Annotated in this window: 14 protein-coding genes and 3 tRNA genes; 10 read left to right on the top strand and 7 right to left on the bottom strand. The window is 75.1% G+C overall.

Going from position 1 to position 16,389, the window contains the following annotated elements:
* Positions 1-21 precede the first annotated feature (21 nt).
* Complete coding sequence (locus tag ABZ793_RS07775) at positions 22-891, bottom strand: 3-methyladenine DNA glycosylase (protein WP_357453511.1); 870 nt, start codon at positions 889-891, stop codon at positions 22-24.
* 33 nt (positions 892-924) lie between these two features.
* A complete protein-coding gene (locus ABZ793_RS07770) occupies positions 925-2,214 on the bottom strand; it encodes a hypothetical protein (protein WP_357453508.1) in 1,290 nt (429 codons plus the stop codon).
* 285 nt (positions 2,215-2,499) lie between these two features.
* On the opposite strand from ABZ793_RS07770, the gene ABZ793_RS07765 reads away from it, so the two are divergent.
* The 4 genes from ABZ793_RS07765 (at position 2,500) to ABZ793_RS07750 (ending at position 4,028) form a co-directional block, all read left to right on the top strand.
* On the top strand, positions 2,500-3,303 hold the full coding sequence (locus tag ABZ793_RS07765) for a fumarylacetoacetate hydrolase family protein (RefSeq protein ID WP_357453505.1): 804 nt from the start codon (positions 2,500-2,502) through the stop codon (positions 3,301-3,303).
* 107 nt (positions 3,304-3,410) lie between these two features.
* Positions 3,411-3,482 (top strand) — tRNA-Gln (locus ABZ793_RS07760).
* A gap of 136 nt (positions 3,483-3,618) precedes the next feature.
* A tRNA-Glu gene (locus ABZ793_RS07755) sits at positions 3,619-3,691 on the top strand.
* A gap of 264 nt (positions 3,692-3,955) precedes the next feature.
* A tRNA-Glu gene (locus tag ABZ793_RS07750) sits at positions 3,956-4,028 on the top strand.
* Positions 4,029-4,245: 217 nt separating this feature from the next.
* On the opposite strand, the gene ABZ793_RS07745 is transcribed toward ABZ793_RS07750, so the two are convergent.
* Positions 4,246-4,932, bottom strand: a complete 687-nt coding sequence (locus ABZ793_RS07745; RefSeq protein WP_350684716.1) for an IclR family transcriptional regulator — start codon at positions 4,930-4,932, stop codon at positions 4,246-4,248.
* A 49-nt stretch (positions 4,933-4,981) separates the two neighbouring features.
* On the opposite strand from ABZ793_RS07745, the gene leuC reads away from it, so the two are divergent.
* The 4 genes from leuC (at position 4,982) to ABZ793_RS07725 (ending at position 9,973) form a co-directional block, all read left to right on the top strand.
* Positions 4,982-6,430: a 3-isopropylmalate dehydratase large subunit gene (gene leuC, locus ABZ793_RS07740; protein ID WP_357453501.1), complete on the top strand. Its 1,449-nt coding sequence runs from the start codon at positions 4,982-4,984 to the stop codon at positions 6,428-6,430.
* A gap of 14 nt (positions 6,431-6,444) precedes the next feature.
* Positions 6,445-7,032, top strand: a complete 588-nt coding sequence (leuD, locus tag ABZ793_RS07735; protein WP_357453498.1) for a 3-isopropylmalate dehydratase small subunit — start codon at positions 6,445-6,447, stop codon at positions 7,030-7,032.
* A 172-nt stretch (positions 7,033-7,204) separates the two neighbouring features.
* Positions 7,205-7,861, top strand: coding sequence for an HU family DNA-binding protein (locus ABZ793_RS07730; RefSeq protein ID WP_357453495.1), 657 nt, complete (start codon positions 7,205-7,207; stop codon positions 7,859-7,861).
* Positions 7,862-7,999: 138 nt separating this feature from the next.
* Positions 8,000-9,973, top strand: a complete 1,974-nt coding sequence (locus ABZ793_RS07725; protein ID WP_357453491.1) for an endonuclease/exonuclease/phosphatase family protein — start codon at positions 8,000-8,002, stop codon at positions 9,971-9,973.
* A 182-nt stretch (positions 9,974-10,155) separates the two neighbouring features.
* On the opposite strand, the gene ABZ793_RS07720 is transcribed toward ABZ793_RS07725, so the two are convergent.
* From ABZ793_RS07720 to cofC, 4 genes are all read right to left on the bottom strand, one after another.
* Positions 10,156-11,124, bottom strand: coding sequence for an NUDIX hydrolase (locus ABZ793_RS07720; RefSeq protein ID WP_357453488.1), 969 nt, complete (start codon positions 11,122-11,124; stop codon positions 10,156-10,158).
* Positions 11,125-11,148: 24 nt separating this feature from the next.
* A complete protein-coding gene (locus tag ABZ793_RS07715) occupies positions 11,149-13,482 on the bottom strand; it encodes an RNA degradosome polyphosphate kinase (protein ID WP_357453485.1) in 2,334 nt (777 codons plus the stop codon).
* A gap of 53 nt (positions 13,483-13,535) precedes the next feature.
* Positions 13,536-13,733 (bottom strand): cold-shock protein, encoded by a 198-nt coding sequence (locus ABZ793_RS07710; RefSeq protein ID WP_350684722.1) that lies wholly within the window; start codon positions 13,731-13,733, stop codon positions 13,536-13,538.
* A 72-nt stretch (positions 13,734-13,805) separates the two neighbouring features.
* Entirely contained in the window at positions 13,806-14,441 is a 636-nt protein-coding gene (cofC, locus tag ABZ793_RS07705; protein ID WP_357453482.1) for a 2-phospho-L-lactate guanylyltransferase, read from the bottom strand.
* Positions 14,442-14,578: 137 nt separating this feature from the next.
* On the opposite strand from cofC, the gene ABZ793_RS07700 reads away from it, so the two are divergent.
* Positions 14,579-15,313, top strand: coding sequence for a lysophospholipid acyltransferase family protein (locus ABZ793_RS07700; protein ID WP_357453479.1), 735 nt, complete (start codon positions 14,579-14,581; stop codon positions 15,311-15,313).
* A gap of 76 nt (positions 15,314-15,389) precedes the next feature.
* Positions 15,390-16,388 carry an NAD(P)H-dependent glycerol-3-phosphate dehydrogenase gene (locus ABZ793_RS07695; RefSeq protein WP_350704791.1) on the top strand — a complete coding sequence of 333 codons (999 nt, stop codon included), beginning with the start codon at positions 15,390-15,392 and terminating at the stop codon, positions 16,386-16,388.
* The last annotated feature ends 1 nt before the right edge of the window (position 16,389 follow it).

The raw sequence follows: 16,389 nt of genomic DNA, 5'->3' as shown, positions 1-16,389 counted from the left end.
GGAGGGCCGCTACCGGCGGATCTACGCCGGCAGGGCGTCCAGCAGCCGGGCTCGCAGCACGGCGGCCCGGTCGGCGAACCCCCGCTGCGCGGCGGCGTACTCGGCCCGCCCCTCCGGGGTCTCCACCCGCACCGGCGGGTAGCCCAGGTCGGACAGGTCGTACGGGGAGGCCCGCATGTCCAGGGTGCGGATCTCCCTGGCCAGCTCGAAGCAGTCCGCGACGAGTTCGGCGGGCACGAGTGGCGAGAGCTTGTACGCCCACTTGTAGAGGTCCATGTTGGCGTGCAGGCAGCCCGGCTGCTCGTGGGCGTGCTGCGTCTCCCGCGTCGGGGTGAGCAGGTTCAACGGCCGGGCCGGTGCGGTGAAGAACCGGTACGCGTCGAAATGGCTGCACCGCACCCCGCGCTCCTCCACCACGGCCGCGGTCCGCTCCGGGCTCAGCCGCAGCGGCCAGGCGTTGTGGCGTACCTCCGCCTGGGTCTGCCGGTAGACCATGGCCCACTCGTGCATCCCGAAACAGCCGAGGTGCGCCGGCCGGCCGGCGGTCGCCACCAGCAGCGCCCGGATCCACTCGACCGACTCGGCGCGCCGCGCGCGTACCCCCTCGGTGTCGAGGGTGACCCCGGCGGCGGTGGCGCGGTAGTCCCGGCCGAACTCGGCCGGGTCCGCGTCGCGCAGCGCCACCCCGGCCCCCGGGTGCCACCGGCGCAGCTGGGCCGGGCGGTGCGAGTAGTAGGTGAAGAGGAAGTCCTCCACCGGGTGCTTCCCGCCCCGGCGGCGGCGCGCCAGGTGCGGGGTGAGCCAGGCGTCGACTCGCTCCTCGTGCGCCCGGCGCCGGGCCCGCCAGCACGCCGCGTCGAGCACGGCGGTCGGGGCGAGGGCGGCGGTCACGGACCCAGGGTACGACCGCCGCCCCGCCGCCGGTCAGGGCACGTCCACCCGGACCCCGGCGGAGAACACCCCGCTGCGCAGCTCCAACTGCTCCGGCGGCGCCTGTCCGTCGACCGTGAAGACCAGCGGCAGCACCATCCGGTTGCCGCCCGCCATCGGCTGGGCGAAGACGTCGCGGCCCTGGTTGGCGGCCCGGGTGGCCTGCTCGTCGGTGCTGACGAAGTTGCCGTCCGGCAGGTACGCCCGTTGCAGGCGGCCGTGCCAGCTCTGCTTCTCCGGGGTGAGGTTGCGCACCCCGACCGTGGCCTGGCACTGCCGCGCGCCGCGGCCCGGCTCGCACGCGACCCGGAAGACGGTGAACTCGAACGCCGACTCGCGCAGCGGCTCGCCGATGGCGCCGTTGGTGCCCCGGCCGATCCACGCGCCGCTGGTCGGCTGGCTGTCGGTGTCGATGGCCGCGACCTCCCGGGTGGCCGTCCAGGCGGCGGTGCCCACCGTGCCGGCCAGCACCGCGGCGGCCACCGGCACGATCAGCCAGACGGACGGCGTGCGGCGGGTCTGCGCCGGCCGGGGCGTGGCGGGCCGCGGGTAGACGGTCCCCCGCCCGCCGGGCGCGAGGGCCGCGGCGACGGGCCGGCGGCGCCGCCGCCGCCACGTCCAGACCCCGCCGAGCGCGAGCACCGCCACCGTGGCCAGCCCGGCCAGCAGCACGGGCGTCCGACGCCACGCCGGCGTCTCCGGGGTCTCCTTCGTCGCCGCCGGCGCGGCCGCGTTCCAGGTCGCCGTCGCGCAGTCGTACGGCCGGCTGCCGTCGCGGGCGAAGGCGCAGGCCGGCGCGGTCAGCGGCCGGTCCGGGGCGGCCGTGGTCAGCGTCGTGCCCAGGGTGGTGGTGCTGCGGGCGGGCAGCTTGAGCTGCCAGGTCACCGCGGTGGCGGACTGGCCGGTGGCGCGGGTGGCCCGGCCGCCGGTGGTGATGGCGGTCGCCGAGGCGCCGGGCGGCAGCTCCTGCCGCACGGTGGTGTCCACCGGCGTGTTGCCGGAGTTGCGGACCTGGATCCGGTAGCGCGGTGCCGGCGTGCTCTCCGGCGCCACCGCCACCGTGACCGGCGGCTTCGCCACCGGCGGGGCGGCCCGGGTCGGGGTGGGCACCGCGGGCGGCACCGACGGCATCGCCGGCGCCGGGGTCGGCGCGGCCGCCGCCGGTGGTGGCTGCGCGGCCGCCGCGGGTGGTGCCGCCGTGGGCAGTGCCGGCGCGGCGGCGAGGATGCCGAGGCAGTGGACGAACACTGCGAGGGCCCTGTGGTGTCGTGTCGATGCAGGCATACGAACGAACCTCCGGAGCCGACGCTAGGGGCGGGGCGACGCCGGGTGGGTACGAAGTCGCGAAGTCCGCCCCGGGACGCGGGACGTGGCGTAGGGTGCGCGGTCCGGGCGGCGCACCCGGGGCTGCGCGGGCCGGTCGGTGCCAGGGCGCGCGGGCCGGACGGCGCGCCTACGGCCGCCTCGGCCGGGCGGCGCGCCGCCGTGCTGCTGCCCGCCGGCCGGGATCCACCTGGGCGGGTCGTGGCCTGGGCCGGCGTGCGGGTCGTCCGGGACTAGATTGGCCTGGTGCGTATCGCTCGTTTTGCTCATGCCAAGGGAATGTCGTTCGGGGTCGTCGAGGGCGAGCCGGAGGCGGGCCCGCAGGGCCTGACCGTCGCCGAGATCGAGGGCCACCCGTTCGGCCAGATCCAGTTCTCCGGCGCCCGCTGGGCGCTCTCCGACGTCCGGCTGCTCTCGCCGATCCTGCCCAGCAAGGTCGTCTGCGTCGGGCGCAACTACGCCGAGCACGCCGCCGAACACGGCACCGAGGTGCCGAAGGAGCCGCTGCTGTTCCTCAAGCCGTCCACGTCGGTGATCGGGCCCCGCGACGCGATCCGGCTGCCGATCTTCTCCAAGCACGTCGAGCACGAGGCGGAGCTGGCGGTGGTGATCGGCGCGCCGGGCGCCCGGCGCGCCGACCGGGCCGCCGCGGAGCGGGCCATCTTCGGCTACACCTGCGCCAACGACGTCACGGCCCGGGATCTCCAGCGCTCCGACGGCCAGTGGACCCGCGCCAAGGGCTTCGACTCGTTCTGCCCGATCGGGCCGTGGATCACGACCGGGCTCGACGTGCGGGACCTGGAGGTCCGGTGTGAGGTGGGTCGCAATCCCGAGGAGATGGAGGTTCGCCAACTCGGCCGTACGCGGGACATGGTCTTCGACGTGCCGGCCCTGGTGTCGTACGTGTCGCACGTGATGACGCTGCTCCCCGGCGACGTGGTGCTCACGGGCACGCCGGCGGGGGTTAGCCCGCTCACGGACGGGGATACGGTCACCGTGCGGATCGAGGGGATCGGGGAGCTGACCAATCCGGTGGTGCCCGTCGCCTGATCCGGGTCGAGGCCCGGTTTTCGCAGCTCAGAGGCGGTTCCGGGGGGTCGATTTGGCCTGTCGGCACCGGGAGGGTAAAGTTTGTTCCCGGCGCCGCAAGGGGCCAATGGGGTATGGGGTAATTGGCAGCCCGACTGATTCTGGTTCAGTTAGTCTAGGTTCGAGTCCTGGTACCCCAGCGCAGCCGAGGTTCGAAAGAGCCTCGGGCGCTGGATCTTGATGGAGAGCAGCTCCGATTCCCGTCAGGGAGTCGGAGGTTCTCTCTGATAGAGTCCAGCAGCGCCGCTCGGGAGAGCGGTGTGGCAAGGAAGTTCTGGCCCCGTCGTCTAGCGGCCCAGGACGCCGCCCTCTCAAGGCGGTAGCGCCGGTTCGAATCCGGTCGGGGCTACAGCATGATCGGCCCGTCTCACCCTGGTGAGGCGGGCCGTTTCGCGTTCCCGGCCCGGTCCGGTGCCACCCGTCCGGTCTCCGCCGATCCTGCCCGCCCGGCCGTCTCTGCCCGGTTTCCAACGGCGACCGCGTGCCGGCCGCCCGGCACCCCGGCGTCGCGGAGGCCCGCGCGCCCCGCCCGACCCGGTGCCGGCCCCCTCAGGGGACGCCGCTAGACTACAGCGGCACCGTTCGCAAGGGCGGTGGAAGCAGGGAAAGTCTTGGCCCCGTCGTCTAGCGGCCCAGGACGCCGCCCTCTCAAGGCGGTAGCGCCGGTTCGAATCCGGTCGGGGCTACAACACGAATGGTCCGCCTCGCTCCGGCGAGGCGGACCATTTCGCTGTTCCAGCTCCCCACCCGCTCCCCAGCCGTCCCGGCTCCCGGTGTCCTGGCCCGGCTCCCGGCGGCCCGCTCGGGCTCTCGGCACCGCCCGGATCCACGGCTCCCCGCCCGGATCCCGGCGGCCCGCCCGCCTTCCGGACCCGGCCCGGAAGGCCGCCGGCGGGGGGTGGGTCAGAGGCCGGAGAGGCGTTGGCCGGCCCGGACGACGGCCATGGCGTGGCGTTCGCCGGGGCGGCGGCCGAGGCGTTCGATCGGGCCGGAGACGCTGATCGCGGCGATGACCCGGCCGGTGCGGTCGCGGATCGGCGCTGAGATGCTCGCCACACCGGCCTCCCGCTCGGCGACGCTCTGCGCCCAGCCGCGGCGGCGTACCTCGGCGAGGGTGCGGCCGGTGAACTTCGACCTGGGCAGCAGCGGCATCACCGCCTCCGGCGGCTCCCACGCGAGCAGGATCTGGGCCGCCGAGCCGGCCGTCATCGGCAGCACCGAGCCGACCGGCACGGTGTCCCGCAGGCCGCTGGCCCGCTCGGCGGCGGCCACGCAGATCCGCTCGTCGGCGCGGCGCAGGTAGAGCTGCGCGCTCTCGCCGGTGGCGTCGCGCAGGGCGGCCAGCAGCGGCTCCGCCGCCGTCAGGAGCACGTCCGGCGCGGCGTTGGCGAGCTCACCCAGGCGCGGGCCGGGGCGCCAGCGGCCCTGGGTGTCCCGGACGAGCATCCGGTGGATCTCCAGCGCCTGCGCCAGCCGGTGCGCGGTCGCCCGGGGCAGCTTGGTGCGTTCAACGAGTTCGGCCAGGCTGGCGCCGTCGACGCAGGCGGCCAGAATGACCACCGCCTTGTCGAGAACGCCGACACCGCTCATACTGTGTCCCACAAGCCGAAATTTACCTCCCAGAATTTAGGATGTCCAGATGGTGGGAGTCACTACTACCGAGCCGAGGACCCTGGCCGAGAAGGTCTGGGACGCGCACGTCGTACGGGCCGCCGAGGGCGAGCCCGACCTGCTCTTCATCGACCTGCACCTGCTGCACGAGGTGACCAGTCCGCAGGCCTTCGACGGGCTGCGCCTCGCCGGCCGCCGGGTGCGCCGCACCGACCTCACGCTCGCGACAGAGGACCACAACACCCCGACCGGGTACGCCGACCCGTCGTTCCGGGAACGGCGTGGCGACCTGCTCACCATCGCCGACCCCACCTCGCGTACGCAGATCGAGACGCTGCGCCGCAACTGCGCCGAGTTCGGCGTGCGGCTGCACCCGCTGGGCGACGCCAACCAGGGCATCGTGCACGTCATCGGCCCGCAGCTCGGCGTCACCCAGCCCGGCATGACCATCGTGTGTGGCGATTCGCACACCGCCACCCACGGCGCGTTCGGGGCGCTCGCGTTCGGCATCGGCACGAGCGAGGTCGAGCACGTGCTGGCCACCCAGACGCTGCCGCAGAGCCGGCCGAAGACGATGGCGGTGAACGTGACGGGGCAGCTCGCCCCCGGGGTCACCGCCAAGGACCTGGTGCTCGCGCTGATCGCCCAGGTCGGCACCGGCGGCGGTCGCGGCCACATCGTCGAGTACCGCGGCGAGGCGATCCGGTCGCTGTCCATGGAGGGGCGGATGACCATCGCGAACATGTCGATCGAGTGGGGCGCCAAGGCCGGCATGATCGCGCCCGACGAGACCACGTTCGCGTACCTGAAGGGGCGGCCGAACGCCCCGCAGGGCGCCGACTGGGACGCGGCGGTCGCCTACTGGCGGAGCCTGCCCACCGACGAGGGCGCGACCTTCGACGCCGAGGTAGCCCTCGACGCCAGCGCGGTCACCCCGTTCGTCACCTGGGGCACCAACCCGGGTCAGGGCGCGCCGCTGGGCGCGTCGGTGCCGGACCCGGAGGAGTTCGTCACCGACGCCGAGCGGACCGCCGCGCGCCGCGCGCTGGAGTACATGGACCTGCGCCCCGGCACCCCCCTGCGCGACCTCGCGGTCGACGTGGTCTTCGTCGGCTCCTGCACCAACGGCCGGCTGGAGGACCTCCGGGCCGCCGCCGACGTGCTGCGCGGGCACCGGGTCGCCGACGGGGTGCGGATGCTCGTCGTGCCCGGCTCCGCCGCCGTCCGCGAGGCGGCCGAGGCGGAGGGGCTGGACAAGGTCTTCACCGACGCCGGGGCCGAGTGGCGCTTCGCCGGCTGCTCGATGTGCCTGGGCATGAACCCGGACACGCTCTCCCCGGGGCAGCGCTCCGCGTCCACCTCCAACCGCAACTTCGAGGGCCGCCAGGGCCGGGGCGGACGCACCCACCTGGTCTCCCCGCCGGTCGCCGCCGCCACCGCCGTGGCGGGCCGGCTGGCCGCTCCCGCCGACCTGTAGAAGGGCCACCGCAGATGGAGAGGTTCACCACCCACACCGGCACCGCCGTGCCGCTGCGCCGTTCCAACGTGGACACCGACCAGATCATCCCCGCCGTGTACCTCAAGCGGGTGACCCGGACCGGTTTCGCGGACGGCTTGTTCAGCGCCTGGCGCGAGGACCCCGAATTCGTGCTCAACGATGCGGTGTATTCCGGTGCGTCGATTCTCGTGACCGGTCCGGAGTTCGGCACCGGCTCCTCCCGGGAGCACGCCGTCTGGGCGCTGCGCGACTGGGGCTTCCGTGCCGTGATCTCCCCCCGCTTCGGCGACATCTTCCGGGGCAACGCGCTCAAGGAGGGGTTGCTCCCGGTCGAGCTGGAATTGAAAGCGGTCGAGGAGATCTGGGATCTCGTCGAGGCCGACCCGACCACCCCGGTCACCGTCGACCTGACCGCCCGGCAGGTTCGGGTCGGTGAGGCCACCTGGTCGTTCCCGCTCGACGACTTCAGCCGCTGGCGGCTGATGGAGGGCTTGGACGACATTGGACTCACCCTCCGGCACGAGGCCGAGATCAGTGCCTTCGAGGCCACCCGGCCGCCGTTCCTGCCCTCGGTCGCATAGCCGTACGCCCGATCCCGTAGCGGTTTCCGCCCCCGCCGGTCTGACCGGTGGGGGCGAATCCGTTACGACACAAGGGCTTTTTTCCACCGAATGTTTGTGTCCCGGCAGCACAGGGCATACCGTGCGCGCAGAATGGCTCGCGTCGAGTCAGTTGCACAATCGGGAGGAAGTCGTGAACAAGGCCGAGCTCATCGAGGCGCTCGCCGTTCGCCTGGGGGACCGGAAGACGGCGACGGCCGCGCTCGACGCGGTCCTCGCTGAGGTCCAGGCGGCGGTCACCAAGGGCGAGAAGGTGGCGATCACCGGATTTGGAGCGTTCGAAAAGCGCGTCCGGGGCGCCCGAACAGCGCGCAACCCGCGGACCGGCGAGGCGGTGAAGGTCAAGAAGACATCCGTCCCGACCTTCCGCCCGGGCGCCGGGTTCAAGGAGATGGTGGCCAGCGGCAAGGTGCCGAAGGCCACGGCGGCGGCGAAGAAGACCGCCGCGGCCGCCGCCAAGACCACTGGCGCCAAGGCCACGGGTGCCAAGGCGGCGGGTGCCAAGGCGACCGGCGCCAAGGCCACCACGGCCGCGGCGAAGAAGACCACGGCGGCGAAGGCCGCCGCGGCGAAGAAGACGACCGCGGCCAAGAAGACCACGGCGGCGAAGGCGGCCAAGACCACCGCGGCGAAGAAGACCACGACCGCCAAGGCCGCCCCGGCGAAGAAGACCGCCGCGGCCAAGAAGACGACCGCAGCCAAGAAGACGACCGCAGCCAAGAAGACGACGGCGGCCAAGAAGGCCCCGGCGAAGAAGGCCCCGGCGAAGAAGGCCGCGGCCAAGCGCTGATGTCGAGCGGTACGAGGGCGTCCACCGGCACGGTGGGCGCCCTCGCCGCGTCCACGCGCCCGCCGTCGGGGCGTTGACCGGAACGGTGCCCCGCACGCAGAATCGCCGCACCCCTTCCGGTCGGCGAAAGGCAGCCCCGTGCGCTACCGCCACCGCACCACCCTCACCCTCGCCCTGGGCGTCGTGCTGCTGGTCGACGTGCTGCGTGTCTTCCTGCCGGCGGTCATCACCATCTTCGGGCAGGCCGCCTCGACCCCGGCCGAGCTGCTGGGGGCGTTCGCGCTCGGCTGGTTCGTGCTCGCCCTGGCCGCGCCCGCGCTGGTCCGCCGAGTCGGGGCCCGCCCGGTCACGCTCGTCGCCGCCGTCCTGCTGGCCGCCGCCCGGCTCGCCGTCACCGGCCAACCGGGCGGGCGGCTCCAGCTCTGGCTCGCCACGGCCGGGCTGCTCGCCGGGCTGGTCTGGCTCGCCGGTGTCGCCGCCGCCACCGACCGGCCGGTGCCGGGCCTGGCGTTCGGGCTGGCCCTCGGGGCGATCCTGCACACCGCGCTGGACACGTACCGCCTGGGCTTCCTCGGGAGCTGGCAGTCGTGGCTCGCCGCCGGCCTGGTCGGCGGACTCTTCCTGGCGGGGCAGACGCGGCCCGCGCCGCCGGCCGGCCCGGGCGGCGTACGGAGCTGGCTGCTGGCCGGCCCGGCGCTGCTGCTCGCCGGCATGGTGGCGCTCTCCCCGGCGGTCGCGCGCACGGCGACGACGTACCAGTTCGGTCTGCTGCGGTCGCATCCCGGCGACGAGGTGGGGGTCGCCACCGTGCCGCTCCTCGGCCCCGCCCCGGTCGCCGTGGCGGTCGGCGGATTCCTGCTCGCCGCGCTGGCGTCACCGCGCCAGGGGGCGTGGCGGTGGCTCGCCCCGGTGGCCCTGGTGGCCGGGGCCGTCCTCTTCGCCCTCGAGCGCGGGGAACTGCTGCTGCCGGCCGTCCTGCTCGCCGCGGCGGGGCTCGGCGGCTGCCTGGCGTCCGCCGGCGCGGCCGACGGACGGGACAGCCCCGCCACCGGCTCCACGGAGGAGACCGCTGCCGCCGCTGCCGCCGGGTTCGCCGTGGCCGACGGCGGCACCGCCGATCCGGGCCGGGCGGCGGGCCGGCGCGCGTACGCGCTGGTCGCCGGGATGCTGCTCTTCGCCGTCGCGGCGGTGCTCTACTACGCGGCGTACGACCTGGGCCACCCCAACGCCGGGGTGCCCGTGGCCGTGGCGGTGCTGGTCGCCGCGGTTGCCCTGGCCGCCCGGCCCGCGGTGGGGCCGGTGCCGGCGCCGCTGCCGCCGCTGCGGACCGCCGCCGCGGCCACGGGGCTGGCGCTGGTTGCCGCGATCGCCAGCGACGAGCTGCTGTCCGCGAGCAACCGGGACGGGCCGCCCGACACGGTGCGGGTGGCGGCGTACAACGTCCGGATGGGGTTCGGGACGGACGGCCGCTTCGACCCGGACGCGCTGGCGCGGGCCGTCGCCGGGGCCGACGTCGTGGCGCTCAGCGAGGTGGACCGGGGCTGGCTGCTCAACGGCGGCCACGACACGCTCGACCTGCTGGCGGAGCGGCTGGACATGCCGTACGTCTTCGCGCCGGCCGCCGACCCGCTCTGGGGCGACGCCGTGCTGAGCCGCTGGCCCCTGGACGGGGCCCGGACCCGGCCGCTGCCGGCGGTCGGCGCGCCCACCGGCGCGCAGGCCCTCGGGGTCACGGTCGACCTCGGCGACGGCGTCCGCCTCGCCGTGGTCGCCACCCACCTGCAACCACCGCCCGGCCAGGGCCCGGTGGTCCAGGCCCGCGCGGTCGCCGACTTCGCCCTCCGGTACGCGGCCGGCCGCCCGCTGGTGGTCGCCGGCGACCTGAACACCGAGCCGGGCGATCCGGCGTTCGCCGAGTTCACCCGGGCCGGGCTGGTCGACGCGCTGGCCGCGGCCCGCCCGCTGCCGACCAGCCCGGCGGACGACCCGCGCCAGCAGATCGACCACATGTTCGTCACACCCGACCTGGGCGCCGCCGATCCGGTGGCCCCGCCCGGCACGGCCAGCGACCACCTGCCGGTCGCCGTGACCCTGACCCTGCCACCGGCCTGACCCGCCGCCGGGGCGCGTCGGCCGGGGCACGCGGGCGGCCGCACCACACCGGGTCGATGGGTCGGCGGGGCGGCCGGGCAGAGGCGGTCGGTGGTTCGGCGGGGGCGGCCGGTCAGAGGCGGTCGGTGGTTCGGCGGGGGCGGCCGGGCAGAGGCGGTCGGTGGTTCGGCGGGGGCGGCCGGTCAGAGGCGGTCGGTGGCGAGCAGGCGGTCCCCGGCGAAGGCGAGCAGCCAGCCGCCGCCCTTCGGGGTGGTGAAGTCGCCCGCCCGGCCGCTGAGCCGCTCCAGGGCGGCCGGAATCACCTTGCCCTGGCTGCACACCCCCGCCCGCTCGCCGGAGGCCGCCAGCGCGGTCAGGCGGGCGGCGACGGCCAGTGCGCACTCGTCGGGCTGCTGGCCCGGCCGCGGCTCGTCCAGGTCGCCGCTCACCTCGATCGGCAGGTCGAGCAGCGCTGCCGCCGGGTCGAGGGTCTGCACGCACCGGCGGGCCGAGGCCGACAGCAGCCGCGCCGGGTGGACCAACGCCACCAGCGGGGCCAGCGCCTGCGCCTGCGCCCAGCCCTGGGCGTCGAGCGGCCGGCCGGTGTCCGGGCCGGACCAGGTGCCCCGCTTGCCGGCGTGCCCGTGCCGGACGAGCGCGATCGTCCCGGTCACCGCCGGCAGGGCCGCGAACGCGGCCAGCACCTCCGCGTCGTGCGGGTAGCTGACCAGCCGCACGGCCTCGTCGACGTCGAGCCAGCGCACCTCGTCGACCTCAGTGCCCGGCTGGAAGCCGCCGTCGGCCACCGCCCGCATCGACCAGTAGTCGACCACCTTCGGCCGGCCCTCGCTGCGGTAGCGCACGCTGGGCAGCCGCATCTGCGGCACCGCCCGGACGTCGGCCTCCTCGGCCACCTCGCGTACGGCGGCGAGCAGGGGGTGCTCGTCCGGCTCCAACTTGCCCTTCGGCAGCGACCAGTCGCCGTAGCGGGGCCGGTGCACCAGGCACACCAGCACCCCGGCGCCCCGCGCGCCCGGGCCCACGGCGGTGGGGCCGGGGTCGTCGGCGGGGCGCCACACGACGCCGCCGGCCGCCCGGATCGGCGTCGTCCCGTCGGGGATGTCGGCCGCCGAGCTCCGACCCGGGCCGGCCGCGTCCCGCTCATCCAGCATCCGGTCAGCCTATGCGCGTGCCGGTCAGCCCGCCGTGCCACCGACGCGACGCAGCAGCAGTTCCTGCAGGTGCACCAGCGGCTCCTCGGCCGTGCCGGTACGCCGGCTCCAGGTGCCGTCCGCCGCCAGCTCGAACGCCTCCACGTCCGGGCTCATCGCGGCGGCCATGACGTGGTCCAGCTCGGCCCGGGCGACCGGGTCGCTGACCTGCACCAGCGCCTCGACGCGGCGGTCCAGGTTGCGGTGCATCAGGTCGGCCGAGCCCATCCAGAACTCGGCGTCGCCGTTGTTGCCGAACCGGAAGATCCGGGAGTGCTCCAGGAACCGGCCCAGGATGGAGCGGACCCGGATGTTCTCCGACAGGCCCGGCACCCCCGGCCGCAGCGTGCACATGCCCCGGATGACCAGGTCGACGTGCACGCCGGCCCGGGAGGCCCGGTAGAGGGCGTCGGTGATCTCCTCGTCGACCAGCGAGTTCACCTTGATCTGCACGAGCCCGGGCATGCCGAGCCGCACGTGCGAGATCTCCCGCTCGATGCGCTCGATCAGCCCGCTGCGGATGCCCTGCGGGGCGACCAGCAGCCGCCGGTACGCGGTCTGCCGGCTGTAGCCGGTGAGGACGTTGAACAGGTCGGTCAGGTCGGCGCCGATCTCCGGGTCGGCGGTGAGCATGCCGAAGTCCTCGTAGAGCCGGGCGGTCTTCGGGTGGTAGTTGCCGGTGCCGATGTGGCAGTAGCGGCGAATCTGGTTGCCCTCCTGGCGTACCACCAGGGCGGTCTTGCAGTGCGTCTTCAGGCCCACCAGGCCGTAGACGACGTGGCAGCCGGCGCGCTCCAGGGTGCGCGCCCAGCCGATGTTGGCCACCTCGTCGAAGCGCGCCTTCAGCTCGACCAGCACCACCACCTGCTTGCCGGCGGCCGCCGCGTCGACCAGCGCGTCGACGATCGGCGAGTCGCCGCTGGTGCGGTAGAGGGTCTGCTTGATGGCCAGCACGTCGGGGTCGGCGGCGGCCTGCTCGATGAAGCGCTGCACGCTGGTGGCGAACGAGTGGTACGGGTGGTGCACCAGGATGTCGCCGTCGCGCAGGGTGGCGAAGACGCTGCGCGGCACCTCGCCCTCGGTGAGCCGGGGATGGGTGGCCGGCACGAACGGGGGGTCCTTCAGGTCCGGCCGGTCGGCCTCGTTGTAGAGCTGCCACAGCGCGGAGAGGTCCAGCAGGCCGGGCACCCGCAGCACCTCCTGGTCGTGCATGTCCAGTTCGCGGACGAGCAGCTCCAGCATGTGGTCGGAGATCGAGGCGTCCACCTCCAGCCGGACGGGCGGGCCGAACCGGCGCCGGGCCAGCTCCCGTTCCAGGGCCTGGAGCAGGTCCTCGTCGCGGTCCTCGTCGACCTCCACCTCGGCGTTGCGGGTGACCCGGAACAGGTGGCACTCGACCACCTGCATGCCGGAGAAGAGCTGCCCCAGGTGCACCGAGATCAGGTCCTCCACCGGCAGCATCCGCACGCCCGGCAGGTCCCGGTGCACCCGGACGAACCGGGGCACGTTGTTCGGCACCTTCACCCGGGCGAACAACTCGGAGCCGCCGTCCGGGTCGCGCACCGCCACGGCCAGGTTGAGCGACCGCCCCGAGATGTACGGGAACGGGTGCGCCGGGTCGACCGCCAGCGGGGTCAGCACCGGGAAGATCTGCTCCCGGAAGTACGCGCGCAGCCGCTCCCGTTCGGGGTCGTCCAGGTCCGCCCAGCGCAGGATGCGGATGTCCTCGGCGGCCAGCTTCGGCAGGACGTCGTCGGTGAAGCAGGCCGAGTGCCGGGTGACCAGCGTGGCGGCCTTCTCGGCGACCAGCTCCAGCTGGGTGCGCAGCGGCATCCGGTCGCCGCCGCGCACCGGCAGGCCGGCCTGGAGCCGCCGCTTCAGCCCGGCCACCCGCACCATGTAGAACTCGTCCAGGTTGCTGGCGAAGATGGCCAGGAACTTGGCCCGCTCCAGCAGCGGCGTGCGCGGGTCCTCGGCGAGCGCCAGCACCCGGGCGTTGAAGTCGAGCCAGGAGAGTTCCCGGTTGAGGAAGCGGTCCTCGGGCAGCGGCGCCACGGCGGGCGGCTCGTCGTCGGCGCCGGGCGCCGCCGGGGTCGGGGCCGCCGGGGCGGCGGGGGACGGCCCGGTGACCGGGTCCAGCACCTCCTCCAGGCCGGCGGAGGCGGTCGCCGCGTCGGGGCCGTCGTCGGTCCGGGCGGCCCCGGCCGGCTCGCTCGGGCGGAAGCGGCCGTCGGCGCCCCGGGAGCGGGTGCCGTTGCGGGCGGCGGCCGGCCCGGCGGCGCGTGGTGGTCGGTTGGCGGGCTCGCGAGGGGTGCTCACCCGCCCATAATCACCCGGTCCGGGTTAACGCAAAATGAACATCGACCAGTCGCTCAGGCCATCGTCGGCAACGTCACCCGGACGACCTCGCCGGCGGCGTCGGTCTCGACGCGCAGCCGCTGGCCGAGGCGGAGCAGCCGCAGGCCGGAGGCGTCGAACGCCCGGGCCGGGAAGGCCAGCTCGGTGCCGTCGTCGAGGAGCAGCATCCCGCTGCGGGTCGCCGCGTCGTAGGTGGCCACCGTGCCCTGCATGCCCCGCACGCTACACCGCCCGCACCCCGCACCCCGCCCGCACACCGCCGCGCCCACGCCGGCCGGCGCGGGTCAGGCGGGGCAGCCGGCGGCGGCGAGCGCGGCGGTCTCCGGCCCCAGCCCGAGCCGGGCCGCCGCGGCCAGGTCGTCGGCGGTGTCCACGTCGCGGCGCAGGCTCGGCCAGTCCCCGGTCAGGGCCAGCGCCCCGCTTGTGGCGTGCGCGGCGGCCGAGCCGACCCCGAACCGGGGATCCAGGGGCACGCCCGGCGGCGCGGCCAGCAGCACGGTGCCGTCGCCGGGGGCGTCGGGCACGAACCGGCGTACGCCCGCCGGGCCGGCCTGCGCCGCGTGCAGCGCCGCCGCCAGCTCGGCCGGGCGCAGAGCGGGCAGGTCGGCGGTGAGCCCGGCCACCCAGCCGCCGCCGGCGGCCGACGCGCCGTGCCGGAACGCGGCGTTCAGGCCGGCGTCCGGGGCGTCCGGCAGCGCGCGGGCGCCCGCCCGGCGGGCCGCCGCGGCCACCCGGGCGTCGTCGGTGACCACCAGCACCCCGGCCACCGCGGGGCAGGCCCGCACCGCGGCGACCGTGTCGGCCGCCAGGGCCAGCGCCAGCGCCTCGTGCGGTACGGCCGGCAGCGCCCCCCGCAGCCGGCTCTTCGCGGCGGCGAGGCGCTTCACCGGCACCACGACGGTCCACCTCGGCTGACTCACACCCGCCATCCTGCCAGCCGGACGGCGGTACCCTCTCTGGCCGGACCCGGGGCGAGCAGGCATGATTTCCGCTGCGGGCGTCACCGGGTGCGGACCGGTGCGGGTCGGTGCGGGTCGGGGCGGCACGAGGAGGCGCAGTGACACGGCGGAGGCTGGGATTCTGGCAATGGTTCGCCGTGGTGCTGGTCAAGCCGGTCATGACGGTCTGGACCCGGCGCACCTGGCGCGGCATGGAGCACCTCCGCCGCGACGGTGGCGTGATCATCGTGCCGAACCACATCTCGCACGCCGACCCCCTGGTCGCGGCGCACTTCGTCTACGACTCCGGCCGCTGGCCGCGCTTCCTCGGCAAGGCCAGCGTGTTCCGGGTCCCGGTGATCGGCTGGATTCTGCACCGGTGCCGGCAGATCCCGGTCGAGCGGGGCACCGTGGACGCGGTGAAGTCGCTGGACGCCCTGGTCGCCGCGCTCGACGAGGGCGGCGCCGTGGTGATCTACCCGGAGGGCACCACCACCCGCGAACCGGACCTGTGGCCGATGAAGGGCAAGACCGGCGCGGCCCGGCTCGCGCTCGCCACCGGCGCGCCGGTGATCCCGGTCGCCATGTGGGGCCCGGAGCGGATCTTCGACCCGCGCAGGGCCCGGCTCAACCCGCGGCCCCGGATCCCGGTGACCGTGGTCGCCGGCCCGCCGGTCGACCTGAGCCGGTGGAGCGAAGCCACCCCGACGAAGGCTGTCCTCGAGGAGATGACCGACACCATCATGCTGCGGCTGCGTGACATGCTCGCGGAGGTTCGGGGCGGCACGCCGCCGCCCCTCTGGGAACGACCGGGCCGCCCCGGTGGCGAGCGTCGGCCGGGAGCGGCGGCATGAGCGAGCGGAGCGAGCGAACCATCAGGCCCAGCAGCGTGGCGCCTCGCGCCGCCGCCGAGCGGAGCGAGGTGGCGGCGTGAGCGGGCACGTCGCGGTGCTGGGGGCCGGCTCGTGGGGGACGGCCTTCGCCAAGATCCTCGCCGACGCCGGCCGGGACGTCACCATCTGGGCGCGCCGCCGGCCGGTCGCCGACACGATCCGCGCCGAGCGGCGCAACCCGGAGTACCTGCCGGACGTGCTCCTGCCGTCCCGGGTCACGGCGACCGGGGACGCCGCCGAGGCGATCACCGGGGCCGAGCTGGTGGTGCTGGCCGTGCCGTCGCAGACGCTGCGCGGCAACCTCGCCGAGTGGAGCGGGCACCTGCACCCGGACGCCACCCTGGTCTCCCTGATGAAGGGCATCGAGCTCGGCACCACCAGGCGGATGAGCGAGGTGATCGTGGAGACCGCCGGGGTGGCGGCGGACCGGGTGGTGGTGGTCTCCGGGCCCAACCTGGCCCCCGAGATCGCCGCCGAGCAGCCGGCCGCCACCGTGGTCGCCTGCACCGACCCGGACCGGGCCACGCTGGTGCAGCGTTCGATCACCACCTCCTACTTCCGCCCGTACACCAACGACGACGTCATCGGCTGCGAGCTGGGCGGCGCGGTGAAGAACGTGATCGCCCTGGCGTACGGCATCGCCGTCGCGATGGGCTTCGGCGACAACACCCGGGCCATGCTGGTCACCCGGGGGCTGGCCGAGACCGCCCGGCTCGGGGTGGCCCTGGGCGCCGACCCGCTCACCTTCGCCGGCCTGGCCGGGATGGGTGACCTGGTCGCCTCCTGCTCCTCGCCGATGGCCCGCAACCGTACGTTCGGCGAGCACCTGGGCCGGGGCGCGACCCTGGAGGAGGCCCGCGTCGCCACCCGGCAGACCGCCGAGGGGGTCAAGAGCGCCCTCGCCATCCGCGACCTGGCCCGGGCGCACGCCGTGGAGATGCCGATCACCGAGCAGGTGGAGCTGGTCTGCCACGAGGGTGTCGACCCGCGCCTCGCCGTCGACGCCCTGATGAGCCGGACGACGAAACCGGAGTGAG

Source organism: Micromonospora sp. NPDC047465 (genome assembly GCF_040643125.1).
Lineage (GTDB): Bacteria > Actinomycetota > Actinomycetes > Mycobacteriales > Micromonosporaceae > Micromonospora.
Note: the sequence above shows the minus strand (reverse complement) of the source record. Positions and strands in the feature narration are given on the sequence as shown.

What these genes read in the sequence shown, in the direction of transcription:
- ABZ793_RS07770 (WP_357453508.1), bottom strand. Translation starts at nt 2,214, where the DNA reads ATGCCTGCATCGACACGACACCACAGGGCCCTCGCAGTGTTCGTCCAC.
- ABZ793_RS07745 (WP_350684716.1), bottom strand. Translation starts at nt 4,932, where the DNA reads ATGAGCGGTGTCGGCGTTCTCGACAAGGCGGTGGTCATTCTGGCCGCC.
- leuC (WP_357453501.1), top strand. Translation starts at nt 4,982, where the DNA reads ATGGTGGGAGTCACTACTACCGAGCCGAGGACCCTGGCCGAGAAGGTC.
- leuD (WP_357453498.1), top strand. Translation starts at nt 6,445, where the DNA reads ATGGAGAGGTTCACCACCCACACCGGCACCGCCGTGCCGCTGCGCCGT.
- ABZ793_RS07720 (WP_357453488.1), bottom strand. Translation starts at nt 11,124, where the DNA reads ATGCTGGATGAGCGGGACGCGGCCGGCCCGGGTCGGAGCTCGGCGGCC.
- ABZ793_RS07710 (WP_350684722.1), bottom strand. Translation starts at nt 13,733, where the DNA reads ATGCAGGGCACGGTGGCCACCTACGACGCGGCGACCCGCAGCGGGATG.